The following is a 14070-nucleotide window of genomic DNA, read 5'->3' as shown; positions in this document are numbered from 1 at the left end:
AAATGAAAAATACCATTATTAGTACCATGATTTTAAGTGCTATTTGCATAGGATCAATGAATGTATGTGCACAGCAACCAACTACTTCAAAAGAAATTGTTGTTAAAGGTTATCCTTTGGAGGGCAATAGAGTTAAAACAGTTGTAGGTTATCCCATCAATGTAAATCAAGATTTTGATAATTTTTTTAGAGACCGTAAAGATGTTAAAGCAAAAGAAGTAAGTCAGGAAATTAGTAGTTCTAAATCCCCCGAAATTTATTTAGACAATACTTCTAGAAATATTCAAGTTAAAATTTGGGATCAGTCGAAAGTAAAAGTGGTGACCACTGTTTATTTTGAAGGGGAGGGAAAACTAAGTGATGAAGAATGGTTCGAAAAAATGAATCTCTCTTTAAAATCTATGGGGACTGCAGTTCGTATTAAGTCTGGTACCATTTCTGGCGGTAGCTATACTATTAATGGCAATACTTTTGGTTGGAGTGGTAGTACTGGCGTAACAGTATTTAACGACAAAGGAGAAAACATTGGTAGCAAATCGAACACAAAAAGAATGGTTACTATTTATGTTCCTGCTGCTAGCAAATTAGACATAGATAGCAAGTATGCAGATGTTCAACTTATGGGCAATTATGGTAGTGCAACAATAGATTTAACCAACGGGAATTTAGAAGCAGAAAATTTTAGTAAACTTTATCTACGTTCTAAATATTCCAATGTAACTATTGAGGATGCCGCTATTGCCGAAATAGAATTTATGAATGGACGATTTTCGGCCAAAGAAATTGGTGAAGCAGACTTGGATACAAAATATGCTACCATTGATATTACCAGCGTTAAAAAAGCAGTATTTAGAAGCACCAACGATGAGTATGAAATAGAAGATGCCAATGAATTAAGAGGAAGAAAGAACTACGGCAATTTCAGGATTACTAAATTAAACAGTTCACTTGAAATAGATGGCACCAATGCTGATATTAAAATCCGAAACGTAGGAGCAAATCTCGATTTAATAAAAATTGATAACAAATACGCCGATATCCGTATCCCACTAAAAAACATCAAAAACTATTCGGTTAAATACAGTGGTGCTTACAGTACTGTTTATGGAAACTTTGAAAAAGAGCCTTTTATTGAAGAACAAACCAAACCTCTTGTAAAAGAAAAAGAAACGGATGCTCTTGCCAAGCAACTAATTGAAATTAATCGATCAATTACCCGTTATGCCCAAACAGGCGATGCTGAATCTAGGTTCAATGCTAAAGTGGGTGACGGCAAAGGGCTTAAAATAGACATGAATTGCCAAAACTGCACAGTTGACTTTAAATAAAATAACCATATAACATTTACAGCACCGAATCTCATGTGTTAAGTCGGTATCGTACCCCGTTTCAACGGGGTACTTTGTTATTGTATATACCTTAACTTTGACCCATTATGACGCATATCTATACCATTCTTAGTATAGTGGGTACTTTGCTTTTTATCGGCTTTTTTGCGGGGTATGAAATTGCATTCGTAACTGCTAATAGGCTTAGCATTGAACTAAAGAAAAAACAAGGCAAAAGAAGCGGAGCAATTTTAGCCCAATTCATAGAATCGCCTGCTCGATTTATTGGAACCTGCTTGATTGGGGTAAATTTATTCTTAGTTATCTACGGATTACTTATCGACGAATTACTAAAAACAGGTATTTGGCTCCCTTTACAAATTGAAAACAATTTATTGAAACTTGCTTTTGACACATTGGTTTCTACGTTTGTAGTTTTAGTTATTGGTAAATTTTTACCAAAAGCCATTTTTAGGGCAAAGAGTGATAGCTTATTATTTGTATTTGCACCAGTTGCTAATTTTTTTCATCACCTTTTTCTTCCTTTAACCAATTTATTCGTAAACATTTCGCAATGGATATTGAAATACATTTTTAATGTTAGAGTAAAAGACAAAAACGAAGCGTTCACTAAAATTGATTTGGAGCATTTTTTTCAACAGACTAAGGATCAAGACGATGAAAATCAAGAGTTGAATACTGAGCTTTTTGAAAATGCACTTAGTTTACCAACCATAAAAATCAGACAATGTTTAGTGCCTCGAACAGAAATAGTAGCACTAGAAATAACAGACTCAATTGGTGAAGCAAGAAATTTATTTATACAAACTAAATTGAGTAAACTTTTGATTTACGAAAATAGTATTGATAATATTGTTGGATACATTCATCAATTAGATTTATTTAACCGTCCTGAAAGCATTAAAGCAATGCTGCATCCAATTGTTGCTGTTCCAGAAAGCATGAGCGCTACCGATTTGATGAATAAATTTTCCAAAGAAAGAAAAAGTATTGCATGGGTGGTAGATGAATTTGGGGGTACTTCTGGTATAGTAACCATGGAAGATTTATTAGAAGAAATTTTTGGTGAAATTCAAGACGAATATGATACCGAAGAATTTGTAGAAAAACAATTAGCAGAAGACGAATTTATTTTTAGCGGCAGAATGGAATTGGATTATTTGAATGAAAAATATCATTTAGATTTTCCTGCTAGTGACTCTGAAACCTTAAGTGGATATATCATTAATGAACATGAAACCATTCCTAAACAAAAAGAAACCATTATCATCAATAATTTCAAGTTTGATATTTTAACTGTATCTGAACGTAGGATAGAAATGGTTAAGATGAAAGTATTACAATAAATATGGCACTATTTAATAGAACAACATCGGGAGAAAAAGAGGAGATGTCATTTATTGATCATCTTGAAGAATTAAGAGGACATATCATTCGATCAGTCTTGTCCATTTTAGTAATGGCGTTGATCATTTTTATATACCGCAAGTGGATTTTTGAAAATATCATCAGAGGTCCGGTTAATAAAGACTTTGTTAGTTATAAAGCCCTTTGCGATTTTAGTCATTGGCTGGGCATTGGTGAATCACTCTGTATGCCACCTGTGGATGTGTTAATGCAAAGTACCAAATTTAGTGGTCAATTTGTAAGTGCCGTCAGCATGGCCGTTGTAGGCGGGATCATTTTGGCTTTCCCGTATATTTTTTGGGAGTTCTGGCGCTTTGTGAAACCTGCTTTAAAAGAAAAAGAAGTTAAAAATACTCGCTTTATTATTTTTTGGGTTTCTTTCTTCTTCTTTTGTGGCGCAGCTTTTGGCTATTTCTTATTGGCCCCATTCACCTTTAACTTTTTGGCTGGGTTTCAGTTGGGTACAGAGAATATGATTGTCACAATTCCCACTTTCTCCGACTATTTAGATAACCTAACCAATATTATTTTGGGCTGTGGCCTTGCTTTTGAATTACCAGTATTGGCCTATATTTTAACACAGATAGGAATTATCACTCCAAGTTTTTTAAGAGCTACCCGTAAATATGCAGTAGTCATTATTTTAATTGTTGCCGCATTTATTACGCCTAGCCCAGATTGGATTAGCCAATTGATTGTGTTCATTCCTTTATTCCTTTTATATGAATTGAGTATACTAGTGTCTGCTAGAGTATTTAAAAAATTAGAGAAAGAAGAAGACAAAGAGTGGGATTAATCAACCTATATATCTTATAATAAAGTTTATTTTATGCCTTATATTTTTGATGCTACTAAACCTATTGCCATTGGAAGTGACCATGCAGGTTTTACTTATAAATCTGCTTTAATTACTTGGTTAACCGAAAAAGGCTACCAAGTTACCGACCATGGAACTTTTTCCTTAGATTCTGTAGATTATCCCGACTTTGCACACCCTACAGCGAATGCTGTAGAAAAAGGGGAAGCTGGATTTGGTATTTTGATTTGTGGAAGTGCCAATGGTGTTGCTATTACTGCAAATAAGCACCAAGGAATTAGAGCCGCAATATGTTGGCAAAACGATGTAGCCGAATTATCTAGGTTGCATAATAATGCCAATATGATCTGCATACCTGCAAGATTTGTTGCATTACCCCTTGCTGAACAAATGATTGATCTTTTTATGAATACTTCATTCGAAGGCGGTAGACACGCCCATAGAGTGAATAAAATTAGCTGTAACTAAAACAAAAAGCCATGATGAAAAAAATCCTGTTTGGTGCAATGTTCCTTTCTACAGGAATTGCATACGGACAAAAAGCAGATGCATCAGCCAAGTTTGCTGCATTAATTACCCCCGCTTCAATGAAAGAAAAATTGACCATTTTGGCAGGACCAGAAATGGAAGGTAGAGAAACCGGAATGCCCGGTGAAAGAAAAGCTGCCGCTTATATTGAATCTGAATTTAAAAGAATGGGGCTTAAACCTGGTAATGGCAATAGCTACCATCAATTCTTTAATGTATATCAAGACGAGTTAACAAGTTTTGAATTAAGAGTGAATGGTAAATTGTACAATTGGGATAAAGACTATATGACTTCTTTGCAATCAATTGTAAATGGTAAAAACACTTCTAAGGAATTGGTTTTTGTAGGATATGGCATTGTTGACAAAGCTGCTTCTATAGACGACTATGCAGGATTGGATGTAAAAGGCAAAATTGTAATGATGTTGGATGGCGCTCCTGCAGGTTATAAAGCACCTACTCCAGCTCCAGGAACAAGAACTCCAAGCCCTGTTTCAGGCGCTGCAAAAGCAGGAGCTGCAAGAGCTGCTGGGGCAACTGGGGTAGTATTGGTTTCAAAAGATTTTCCGCGTAAAACAGCTACACCTACAAAGGGAAATATTTATATGAATAAGCCTACTGGTGCTCCATTTATGATGCTAACTGTTTCAGAAGAAATTGCTTCTGCTTTAGCAGGTAGAACTACTAAATTATCAAGTGATGGTTTAGCGGCTTTATCAAAAGGAAAATATGTGGCAGAACTAAGCATCAATGCAGATAAGAAATCTACCACACTAGAAACCAGTAACGTTATTGGAATCATTGAAGGAACCGACAAGAAAGACGAGTACGTTTTCATGACAGGTCACCATGATCACCTTGGTAAAAGAGGCGATGTAATTTATTACGGAGCAGACGATGATGGTTCTGGAACTGTTGGGGTAATGCAGATGGCAGAAGCTTTTGCAGCTGCAGCTAAAAAAGGAAATAAGCCTCGCAGAACCTTGGCATTCATGACGGTAACTGGTGAAGAAAAAGGGCTTTGGGGTTCTCAATACTATTCTGAAAATCCAATCTTCCCACTAGAAAAAACAACAGTTAATTTAAATACCGATATGATTGGTCGTGTGGATACAGAAAGAAAATCTGCTGATACATTGAACTACATTTATGTAATTGGCCACGACAAATTAAGCTCTGATTTAGTAAAAATTAATGAAGGAGTAAATACCAAGTACTTGAACATGACTTTGGATTACAAATACGACGATCCTAAAGACTTGAACAGAATTTACTATAGAAGTGACCACTACAATTTTGCTCGTAAAGGAGTTCCAATCTTGTTTTTCTATGATGGAATGCTAAAAGCTGAATACCACCAACCTGGTGACACAGTTGACAAAATCAACTTTGAACTAATGGAGAAAAGAGCAAAGCTTGTTTTTCATACAGCATGGGAAATGGCAAATAGAGATGAGATGTTAAAGAGAGATATTCCTTTGACAATGCCTGCTAGATAATAATAGAATAACAATACAACTTTCCGATATATGGAAAGTGAAGCAAATAAAAGCCCCGGACTTGTAATAGTGCCGGGGCTTTTAAATTGATTGAATAGATTTAATTACCATCCCAACAAATACGCAAAAATCAGAGGCACTACAATTGTTGCATCACTCTCTACAATGTATTTAGGGGTATGAATATCTAATTTACCCCAGGTAATTTTTTCATTAGGAACTGCTCCAGAATATGATCCGTATGAAGTAGTTGAGTCACTAATTTGGCAGAAATAACTCCAGAAAGGCACATCATGCCATTCTAAATCTTGGTACATCATAGGCACTACACAAATAGGGAAATCTCCAGCAATACCTCCTCCAATTTGGAAGAACCCTACGCCTTTTCCAGCGCTATTGGCACGATACCACTCAGTTAACCATACCATATACTCAATACCACTCTTCATGGTAGATGCTTTCAACTCTTGTTTAATCACATAAGAAGCGAAAATATTTCCCATGGTGCTGTCTTCCCATCCTGGTACTACAATTGGCAAATTCTTTTCAGCAGCGGCTAACATCCAGCTATTTTTTGGATCAATTTCATAGTACTGTTCCAAATCACCGCTTAATAACATTTTGTACATGAACTCATGTGGAAAATAACGCTCTCCCGCATTGTCGGCATCTTTCCAAACTTTATAAATATGCTTTTGTAAACGACGAAAGGCTTCCTCTTCTGGAATACAGGTATCCGTTACACGATTGTAATGATTTTCTAATAAGTCCCATTCTTCTTGAGGACTTAAATCGCGATAATTAGGAACACGCTTATAATGACTATGCGCCACTAAATTCATGATATCTTCTTCCAAATTGGCACCAGTACAACTGATGATGGCCACTTTATCTTGACGAATCATTTCAGCTAAACTAATCCCAAGTTCAGCAGTACTCATAGCACCAGCCAAACTCACTAACATTTTTCCTCCTTCTAATAAATGGGTCTCATACCCCTTAGCTGCATCTACCAAGGCAGCCGCATTAAAATGTCTATAATGATGCTCAACAAACTGAGAAACCGGTCCTTTACTCATATTAATAAAATTTAAGAGGAGCAAAAGTAAATTTTTTAGCTGGTATGCCTCTCTTAAATTGTAGTAGATTTTTCGTTACTTGCAATGCACCTAGAAACTCATGGACCAACAATACTTTAAAGAATATTATCATTTGGAGAGGGTAAACTGGTGGTTTACTGTCAGAAGAAGGATTTTGAGGGATCGAATCCACCGCCTACTACAATCCCCAAAGGGAATACAGTCTTTAAATATTGGAGCAGCAACAGGAACCACTTCTGATATGCTTACTGAATTTGGAGATGTAATGTCTGTAGAGTATGACCAAGAATGCTGTGATTTTACCAAAACTTTTTTAAGCACGCCTCTCATTCAGGGATCGATTACCGAACTACCATTTGCGAATAATAGTTATGACCTAGTTTGCGCTTTTGATGTAATTGAACATGTTTCAGATGATGCAAAAGCAGTGGAAGAAATGATGCGCGTTTGTAAACCAGGGGGCTATATAGCCATAACGGTTCCAGCTTATCAATTTTTATGGGGCGAACACGATGTAATTAATCAGCATTTTAGAAGGTATACCAAAACCGAACTACTGAAATTACTAAAAAATCATTCGGGTAAAATTGTTTATCAAACCTATTTCAACTCCATCCTTTTTATACCGATTGCTGCATTTAGATTATTGGCAACTGGATTGAATAAGTTAAGGGGGGCAAAAAAGAAAACTGTTGAATCGGACCATGCCATATTTGGCACTGAGGGATTTTTTAATAACTTGTTAGCAGGAATATTCTCCATAGACTACTATTTATTGAAATGGGGGGCTCATTTTCCTGCTGGCGTTTCAATAATGGTATTCTTTAAAAAAGAAAGGGAATGAGCGCAAAATTGGAAAATATAATTTTTAAAAAATGGGAAACCTCCCAATTTGGATCAGTATATCTCATCTATTGTATTTGGTTTTTACTTGCAGCCATTGCGGTTATTTCTGAAATGAGTAGAGGCCTTACGGGTATAGATAATTATTTGATTTTTGAAGGTGTTTTCAAACATGTAGTTCAAGAAAAATATTTGTTCAGCTACTACCCCGATGAATATGTTTCATTTAATAATTATGGGCCTGCATTCTCCTTGATTATTGCACCTTTTGCATTACTCCCAACCTATTTAGGATGTTTTTTGTGGGCTATGGCCAATGCAATTGCATTATTTGTTGCGCTAAGAATGCTCCCTTTAGAAGAAAAACAAAAAATTATGGCGTACTGGATTGTTGTGATTGAAATGATGACATCCATTCACAGCGTGCAGTTTAATCCAATGTTTACCGCATTTTTCATTTTCACTTTTGTATTCACTTTAAGAGGAAAAGATTGGATTGCTACATTGTTTATTGCCTTAGGCATATTGACGAAATTATATGGAATCGCAGGATTGGCTTTTTTCTTCTTCTCAAAAAATAAATTTCAATTTATTATCTCCTTATTGGTTTGGTTAACAGTGATTGTTGCAGCCCCAATTCTTTATTCAAGTTATGATTACATTGTTCAGAGCTATGAAGATTGGTATTATCAAATCATTAGAAGAAACCAGCAAAATATTGACAATTCAAGAACTGCAGGTATGCAAGATATTTCAGTACCAGGAATGATTCGTAGAATATTTAAATTTTATGGTCCGATTGATTTCCCCATTATTGCAGGAGCTGGAATTTTATTTGGCATTCCCTTATTAAAAAATAAAAATCAGGAACATCCAAACTTTAAATTGTACTACTTGGCATTAGTATTAATATCGGTGGTGATTTTTAGTTCTGCTGCAGAGAGCCCAACATTTGTTATAGCCGTAACTGGAGCAGCGCTATGGTTCATCACCCAAAAAAAACCCATATCAACAAATGCAAAACGCTTGTTATGGTTTTTATTTTTATTTACTATTTTATCTCCAACCGATTTAATACCCCCCTATATTAGAATCAATTTTATACTTGCCTATTCTTTGAAAGCCTTACCTTGTTTTATCATCTGGTGTTGGTTAATTGTCAGTTGCTGGAAAATTAATTGGCCTAAACAGTCCATACAATGAGTAAGTTAGTCACATTTGTAATTCCTGCTTGTAATGAACAAGCCAATGTGCCTGTTATAGCAGCAGCTATTAAAAATACAATGGCTCCATTGTTATATAATTATCGTATTCTATTTGTTGATGATGGTAGTACAGATCAAACACTTTCCGTATTAAAAGCAGAGGCCGAAAAAAATAATCATATTCAATTCATCAGTCTATCTAGAAATTTTGGACACCAGAATGCTTTAAAAGCAGGATTGGATTTTGCAGATGGAGACTGTGTAATCATGATGGATGCAGACTTACAACATCCACCCGACTTAATTCCTTTATTATTACAAAAATGGGAAGAAGGTACGGATATCGTTTATACAATCCGAAAAGAACAAACAGATTTATCGCTACTGAAAAGAAAAACATCAGCTATGTTTTATGACATAATCAACAATATGTCTGATATAGAATTAGAGCAAGGAACTGCTGATTTTAGACTAATGGATCGCAAAGTAGTAGAGGCATTCAAACAAATCAGAGAACATGATTTATTTATCAGAGGGTTGGTTAAATGGATGGGCTTTAGCCAAGCAGGAGTAGCGTATTATCCAGCACCACGATTATCAGGTGAGACGAAATATACATTAAAAAAAATGGTGCGGTTTGCCTTACAAGGTATTACTTCTTTTAGCACCAAACCCTTGTACATGGCGGCTTACCTCGGATTTAGTTTTGCATTACTTTCCGTTTTATATATTCCATATATTATTTATAGTTTTTATCAGGGCCATACTGTTTCTGGATGGGCTTCAATTATTGCAGCAATTGCATTTTTTGGGGGATTACAGTTGATGATTCTTGGAATCATTGGACTCTATTTAGGCAAACTATTTATGCAAAGTAAGAGTAGACCACATTACCTTATTAAAGAAACAAATTTGGGAGAATGAGAAGGAAAGTGCTGTTGAGTTTTGACGTAGAAGAATTTGATATGCCTTTAGAATATCAGCATTTAATTTCGGTAGAAGATCAAATGAGAGTAGGGATAGAGGGGCTTAACGCAATAACACCTATATTAGAAGCGGTGCCTTGTACCTTATTTACCACAGCTAATTTTGCCAATCATTTTCCTGAGAGGATTTTCCAACTTGCTATATCGCATGAAATTGCTTCTCATACCTTTTATCATACTGCCTACGAAACCGAAGATTTATTAAAATCTAGGTTGCGATTAGAAGAAATTACTCAACAAAAAGTAATAGGTTTAAGAATGCCGAGAATGCGTCCTGTATTAATGAAAGACGTGTTAGCTGCAGGATACCAATATGATTCTTCTATTAACCCAACTTGGTTGCCTGGTAGATATAATAATTTTCATTTGCCAAGAACATCTTATGTGGAGGGCGGAGTTAAAAGAATTCCAGCATCGGTAAGCCCTGGTATTAGGGTCCCACTTTTTTGGTTAAGCTTTAAGAATATGCCATATGCTTTGTATTTACAACTGTGTAAACAAACATTGGCAAAAGACGGTTATCTCTGCCTCTATTTTCATCCCTGGGAATTCACTTCGATTGAACAATATGGTTTACCGGGGTATACTAGAAGATGGTGTGGACCTGTATTGGTGGAACGATTAACTAAATTAATCAAAGACCTATCTACCGATGCCGATTTTAGCACAATGAATCAATTGGCCAATCCCGATACCCTAGTTTAAAGTCTTAAGAGAAAAACTTGCTCTATTAAACAAGTATTTAGATATTTGTCTAAATATTGAATTAAGGTGAATATTGTTTTTAAAGCACTGAACGACGCTACCAGAAGAGAAATCCTTGAACTATTAAGGGATAGAGATATGACGGCAGGGGAAATAGCCGATCAGTTCAATATGACTAAACCCAGTATTTCGCATCACTTAGACTTGTTAAAACAAGCTGATTTAGTGATAGCAAATAAAGAAGGTCAATTTATTCATTATTCTATCAACACTACAGTAATGGATGAAATGCTCAAATGGATTATGCAGTTTAAATCGAAAAAATAAGGCTATGAAATCAACTTCAATAAGAGAAATTTTTGTGGTAGTCTTCTTAATTGGACTCCCCATTATTTATTTAAGTAGTATATATAATTCCTTACCAGCCGTAATCCCTACCCATTTTAATTATAAGGGTGAGGTTGATGGTACGGGTGAAAAAGCTACACTATGGGTAGTGTCGATTTTTATGTCATGCGTTTCAGTATTTACTTATTTAGTAGTTAAAAACGCGAACAAAATAGACCCTAAAAAAAACATTCAATCTCCTGAATTACTTCAAAAGATTGCGTACATGATTGTTATTTTTATAAGTGCGGTATTGATAGTAATAATACAATCTGCAAAAACAGGTTCTATCAAACCCAATGAACTTTTAATGCCACTAATTGGGTTTCTATTTGCAGGACTAGGTAATTTCATGCATAGCATTAAACCCAATTATTTTATTGGCATGCGTTTGCCTTGGACCCTTGAAGACCCTGAAAATTGGAGAAAAACCCATCAAGTAGGTAGTAAACTATGGATGATTGGGGGAATTCTAATAGCAGTCTGTTCACCCTTAATGACTAGTACAAAAGGGTTCATTTTTTCAATGATTGTATTATCGGTAATGGTGGTTTATCCAATCTTTTTTTCTTATCAATTATTTAAAAAATCAACCATACGGTCATGAAACATAAACATTTCTTAGCATTATTAATACTGGTATTCTCTACTTTGATAGGTAGTTCACAATCAATTATTGGATCTTGGAAAGGGAATATTAATGCGGGTGGGAATCTATTGCCACTGGTATTTCATATAACACAAACCAATCAGCAATGGATTACAAAATTTGATAGCCCTGCACAAAATGCATTAGGTATTCCAACTGGCTCTACACGAGTGATCAATGATAGTATCTATATAACTATACCTGCCATCGGTGGAGGATATAAAGGAAAATGGAATGCTAAAGACCAGATTGATGGTGTTTTTGAGCAAGGGAATTTTAATGCTCAATTAGTGTTAAGTAGAACAACCGAAACAGTTAAAGCCATTACGCCAAAATCAATCATCAGACCACAAACCCCTAAGCCCCCATTTGATTATACTACTGAAGAATTAAGTTATACCAATGCAGATCAATCTGTTCAATTTGGTGCAACATTAACGCTCCCTAAAAACAAAAAGAATTACCCAACGGTTGTGTTAATCTCTGGAAGTGGTTCTCAGGACAGAGATGGATCAATGTTTGATCACAAAACCTACTGGGTATTAGCAGATCATTTAACAAAAGCAGGTATTGGGGTTTTAAGAGTGGACGATAGAGGGGTTGGCAAAACAAGTTTAGGGCCTAATCCGCAATTACTCACTAGTAAAGATTTTGCAAAAGATGTAGAAGCTGCTGTGAATTTTCTTTTAACAAGAAAAGAAATTAATCCCAAACAAATTGGTTTAATAGGTCATAGTGAAGGAGGTGCCATTGCCCCAATGGTAGCTGTGCAAAATAAACAGATTGCATTCATTTGCTTATTAGCAGGACCAGGCATTCCAGGTTATGAAATATGGAACTATCAAATGCGAAGGAATTTTATACAAGAAAAATTATCAGCCAATGATTACGCAATTGCAGCGTCTTTGGTTAATGAAATGAACAATCACTTTAGATACAGCACACAAGGGGATACTATTAAAGCTAATATGAAAAAAACATACACTAATTGGAAGCAAGCTAACCCGAATAAAGACGAATCTACTCTATTGAAAGTAAGAGGGATTGAACCATACATTGGATTGGTAAATCAATTTAAACCTGCTTTAGCTTGGTTACAATTTTTTATGAATCATGATCCTGCTGAAAATTTATCAAAATTAAAAATACCAGTACTCGCATTAAATGGCGCATCAGATATTCAAGTAACAGCAACAGAAAATATCAACGGGATTGAACAAGCACTTAAGAAAGCAAAGAATAAAAAGTTTGAAGTAAAAATATTTCCTTCATTGAATCATTTATTTCAAACTTGTACCAGTCCGGAACAGCCTTATGAAACAATTGAGGAAAGTTTTTCTCCATTAGCACTTCAAGCAATCAGCAACTGGATTAATAAGATAAATCAGTAATCATGAATTATTTAGCCCATGCGTATTTTTCATTTGGAGATCCTGCAATGCTAACTGGAAATATGATTAGTGATTACGTAAAAGGTAAAAAACAATTTGACTATCCAATAACCATCCAAAAAGGAATAAAACTACACAGGGCTATTGATCAGTTCACCGATGATCATCCTGCTACAAAATCAATAAAACAGATTTTCTCTCCTTTGGTTAGGCTTTATGCTGGGGCTTTTGCTGATATTGTATATGATCATTTTTTGGCATTAGACCCTAACGAGAAAACTGCCAGAGAATGGATGGATTTTACAGAAACAACATATACACAACTGAGTGTACATCAAGAATGGTTTCCCCCATATTTTGCAAAGATGTTTCCCTATATGCAAGAGCAAAACTGGTTATACAATTATCGATTTGAATGGGGAATGGAAAATAGTTTTAAGGGCTTACAAAGAAGGGCAGCATATTTAACCAATGCAGATCAAGCTTTTGAGCTATTCCTAGCTAATTATTCAGAGATCAGTCAATTATCAGCCGATTTCATACCGGATGTTAAAAAATTTGCCATTGGTCAATTTCAACAATTGTTAGAACAATAGCTAGGTATATTTGTAAAAAATCATTCAAATGAAAAAAATAGCATTTTTTTTAGCATTTGCTTGCATCAGTTTGGTTGCACTTGGTCAACAAAAGCCAACCGAATTAGATAAATCTCCCATGGACATGAGTTATTGGCCTGATAACTACCCCTTATTAAAAATGAGTGGAAAAGCCAAGGATCAACCTATAGCGAGAGTAATTTATGGAAGGCCTGTTAAAAATGGTAGAACTATTTTTGGTGGGATTATAAAGTACAATGAACTATGGCGTTTGGGAGCTAATGAAGCTACCGAATTAGAAATATTTAGTCCAGTAAAGATCTCAAATAAAATAATTCCTAAAGGTCGTTATACCTTATTTTGTGTACCATCTGAAAATAGATGGACCATTATTGTAAGCAAGGAAAATTTTTGTTGGGGAAGTTTTACTTATGATACTAAAAAAGACGTTGTAAGGGCAGATATTAAACCAGAAACAACAGATGAAATTGTTGAAACCTTTACGATCTACTTTAATGAAAACGCTGGAAAAGCAAATTTGGTAATGCTTTGGGATAACCAACGCGCCGAATTACCCATTACACTTGTAACAACTAAAAAATAAAAAT

The 14070-nt window shown here is 35.2% G+C and carries 15 protein-coding genes; 14 read left to right on the top strand and 1 reads right to left on the bottom strand.

Features of this window, described 5'->3' with window-relative positions:
- The first annotated feature begins 2 nt into the window (after nucleotides 1–2).
- From ACTIEI_RS04540 to ACTIEI_RS04520, 5 genes are all read left to right on the top strand, one after another.
- Complete coding sequence (locus tag ACTIEI_RS04540; RefSeq protein ID WP_439505097.1) at nucleotides 3–1328, top strand: hypothetical protein; 1326 nt, start codon at nucleotides 3–5, stop codon at nucleotides 1326–1328.
- A gap of 107 nt (nucleotides 1329–1435) precedes the next feature.
- On the top strand, nucleotides 1436–2695 hold the full coding sequence (locus tag ACTIEI_RS04535) for a hemolysin family protein (protein WP_439505096.1): 1260 nt from the start codon (nucleotides 1436–1438) through the stop codon (nucleotides 2693–2695).
- Nucleotides 2696–2697: 2 nt separating this feature from the next.
- Entirely contained in the window at nucleotides 2698–3552 is an 855-nt protein-coding gene (tatC, locus tag ACTIEI_RS04530; RefSeq protein ID WP_439505095.1) for a twin-arginine translocase subunit TatC, read from the top strand.
- Nucleotides 3553–3585: 33 nt separating this feature from the next.
- Nucleotides 3586–4041, top strand: a complete 456-nt coding sequence (gene rpiB, locus ACTIEI_RS04525) for a ribose 5-phosphate isomerase B (RefSeq protein WP_439505094.1) — start codon at nucleotides 3586–3588, stop codon at nucleotides 4039–4041.
- A gap of 11 nt (nucleotides 4042–4052) precedes the next feature.
- Nucleotides 4053–5600 (top strand): M28 family peptidase, encoded by a 1548-nt coding sequence (locus ACTIEI_RS04520; RefSeq protein ID WP_439505093.1) that lies wholly within the window; start codon nucleotides 4053–4055, stop codon nucleotides 5598–5600.
- Nucleotides 5601–5704: 104 nt separating this feature from the next.
- Here the strand turns inward: ACTIEI_RS04520 and ACTIEI_RS04515 are convergent, their stop codons facing one another.
- Nucleotides 5705–6679, bottom strand: a complete 975-nt coding sequence (locus ACTIEI_RS04515; RefSeq protein WP_439505092.1) for a deoxyhypusine synthase family protein — start codon at nucleotides 6677–6679, stop codon at nucleotides 5705–5707.
- A gap of 100 nt (nucleotides 6680–6779) precedes the next feature.
- On the opposite strand from ACTIEI_RS04515, the gene ACTIEI_RS04510 reads away from it, so the two are divergent.
- From ACTIEI_RS04510 to ACTIEI_RS04470, 9 genes are all read left to right on the top strand, one after another.
- The gene (locus ACTIEI_RS04510) at nucleotides 6780–7544 is read left to right on the top strand and encodes a class I SAM-dependent methyltransferase (protein WP_439505091.1); all 765 of its coding nucleotides are present in this window, start codon (nucleotides 6780–6782) and stop codon (nucleotides 7542–7544) included.
- Entirely contained in the window at nucleotides 7541–8746 is a 1206-nt protein-coding gene (locus ACTIEI_RS04505) for a glycosyltransferase family 87 protein (RefSeq protein WP_439505090.1), read from the top strand. Before ACTIEI_RS04510 ends, ACTIEI_RS04505 begins: the two co-directional genes overlap by 4 nt.
- Nucleotides 8743–9672, top strand: a complete 930-nt coding sequence (locus ACTIEI_RS04500) for a glycosyltransferase family 2 protein (RefSeq protein WP_439505089.1) — start codon at nucleotides 8743–8745, stop codon at nucleotides 9670–9672. The genes ACTIEI_RS04505 and ACTIEI_RS04500 overlap by 4 nt, the downstream gene beginning before the upstream one ends.
- Nucleotides 9669–10439 (top strand): hypothetical protein, encoded by a 771-nt coding sequence (locus ACTIEI_RS04495; protein WP_439505088.1) that lies wholly within the window; start codon nucleotides 9669–9671, stop codon nucleotides 10437–10439. The genes ACTIEI_RS04500 and ACTIEI_RS04495 overlap by 4 nt, the downstream gene beginning before the upstream one ends.
- 66 nt (nucleotides 10440–10505) lie before the next feature.
- On the top strand, nucleotides 10506–10766 hold the full coding sequence (locus ACTIEI_RS04490) for an autorepressor SdpR family transcription factor (protein ID WP_439505087.1): 261 nt from the start codon (nucleotides 10506–10508) through the stop codon (nucleotides 10764–10766).
- Between the two features lie 4 nt (nucleotides 10767–10770).
- The gene (locus ACTIEI_RS04485; protein ID WP_439505086.1) at nucleotides 10771–11433 is read left to right on the top strand and encodes an SdpI family protein; all 663 of its coding nucleotides are present in this window, start codon (nucleotides 10771–10773) and stop codon (nucleotides 11431–11433) included.
- Nucleotides 11430–12866, top strand: coding sequence for an alpha/beta hydrolase family protein (locus ACTIEI_RS04480; protein WP_439505085.1), 1437 nt, complete (start codon nucleotides 11430–11432; stop codon nucleotides 12864–12866). Before ACTIEI_RS04485 ends, ACTIEI_RS04480 begins: the two co-directional genes overlap by 4 nt.
- 2 nt (nucleotides 12867–12868) lie before the next feature.
- Nucleotides 12869–13462: an ACP phosphodiesterase gene (locus ACTIEI_RS04475; RefSeq protein ID WP_439505084.1), complete on the top strand. Its 594-nt coding sequence runs from the start codon at nucleotides 12869–12871 to the stop codon at nucleotides 13460–13462.
- Nucleotides 13463–13490: 28 nt separating this feature from the next.
- Entirely contained in the window at nucleotides 13491–14066 is a 576-nt protein-coding gene (locus ACTIEI_RS04470; RefSeq protein ID WP_439505083.1) for a DUF2911 domain-containing protein, read from the top strand.
- Nucleotides 14067–14070 lie beyond the last annotated feature (4 nt).

It is taken from the genome of Sediminibacterium sp., from assembly GCF_051860225.1.
Taxonomy (GTDB): domain Bacteria; phylum Bacteroidota; class Bacteroidia; order Chitinophagales; family Chitinophagaceae; genus Sediminibacterium.
This window is presented reverse-complemented; position numbering and strand designations above follow the sequence as displayed.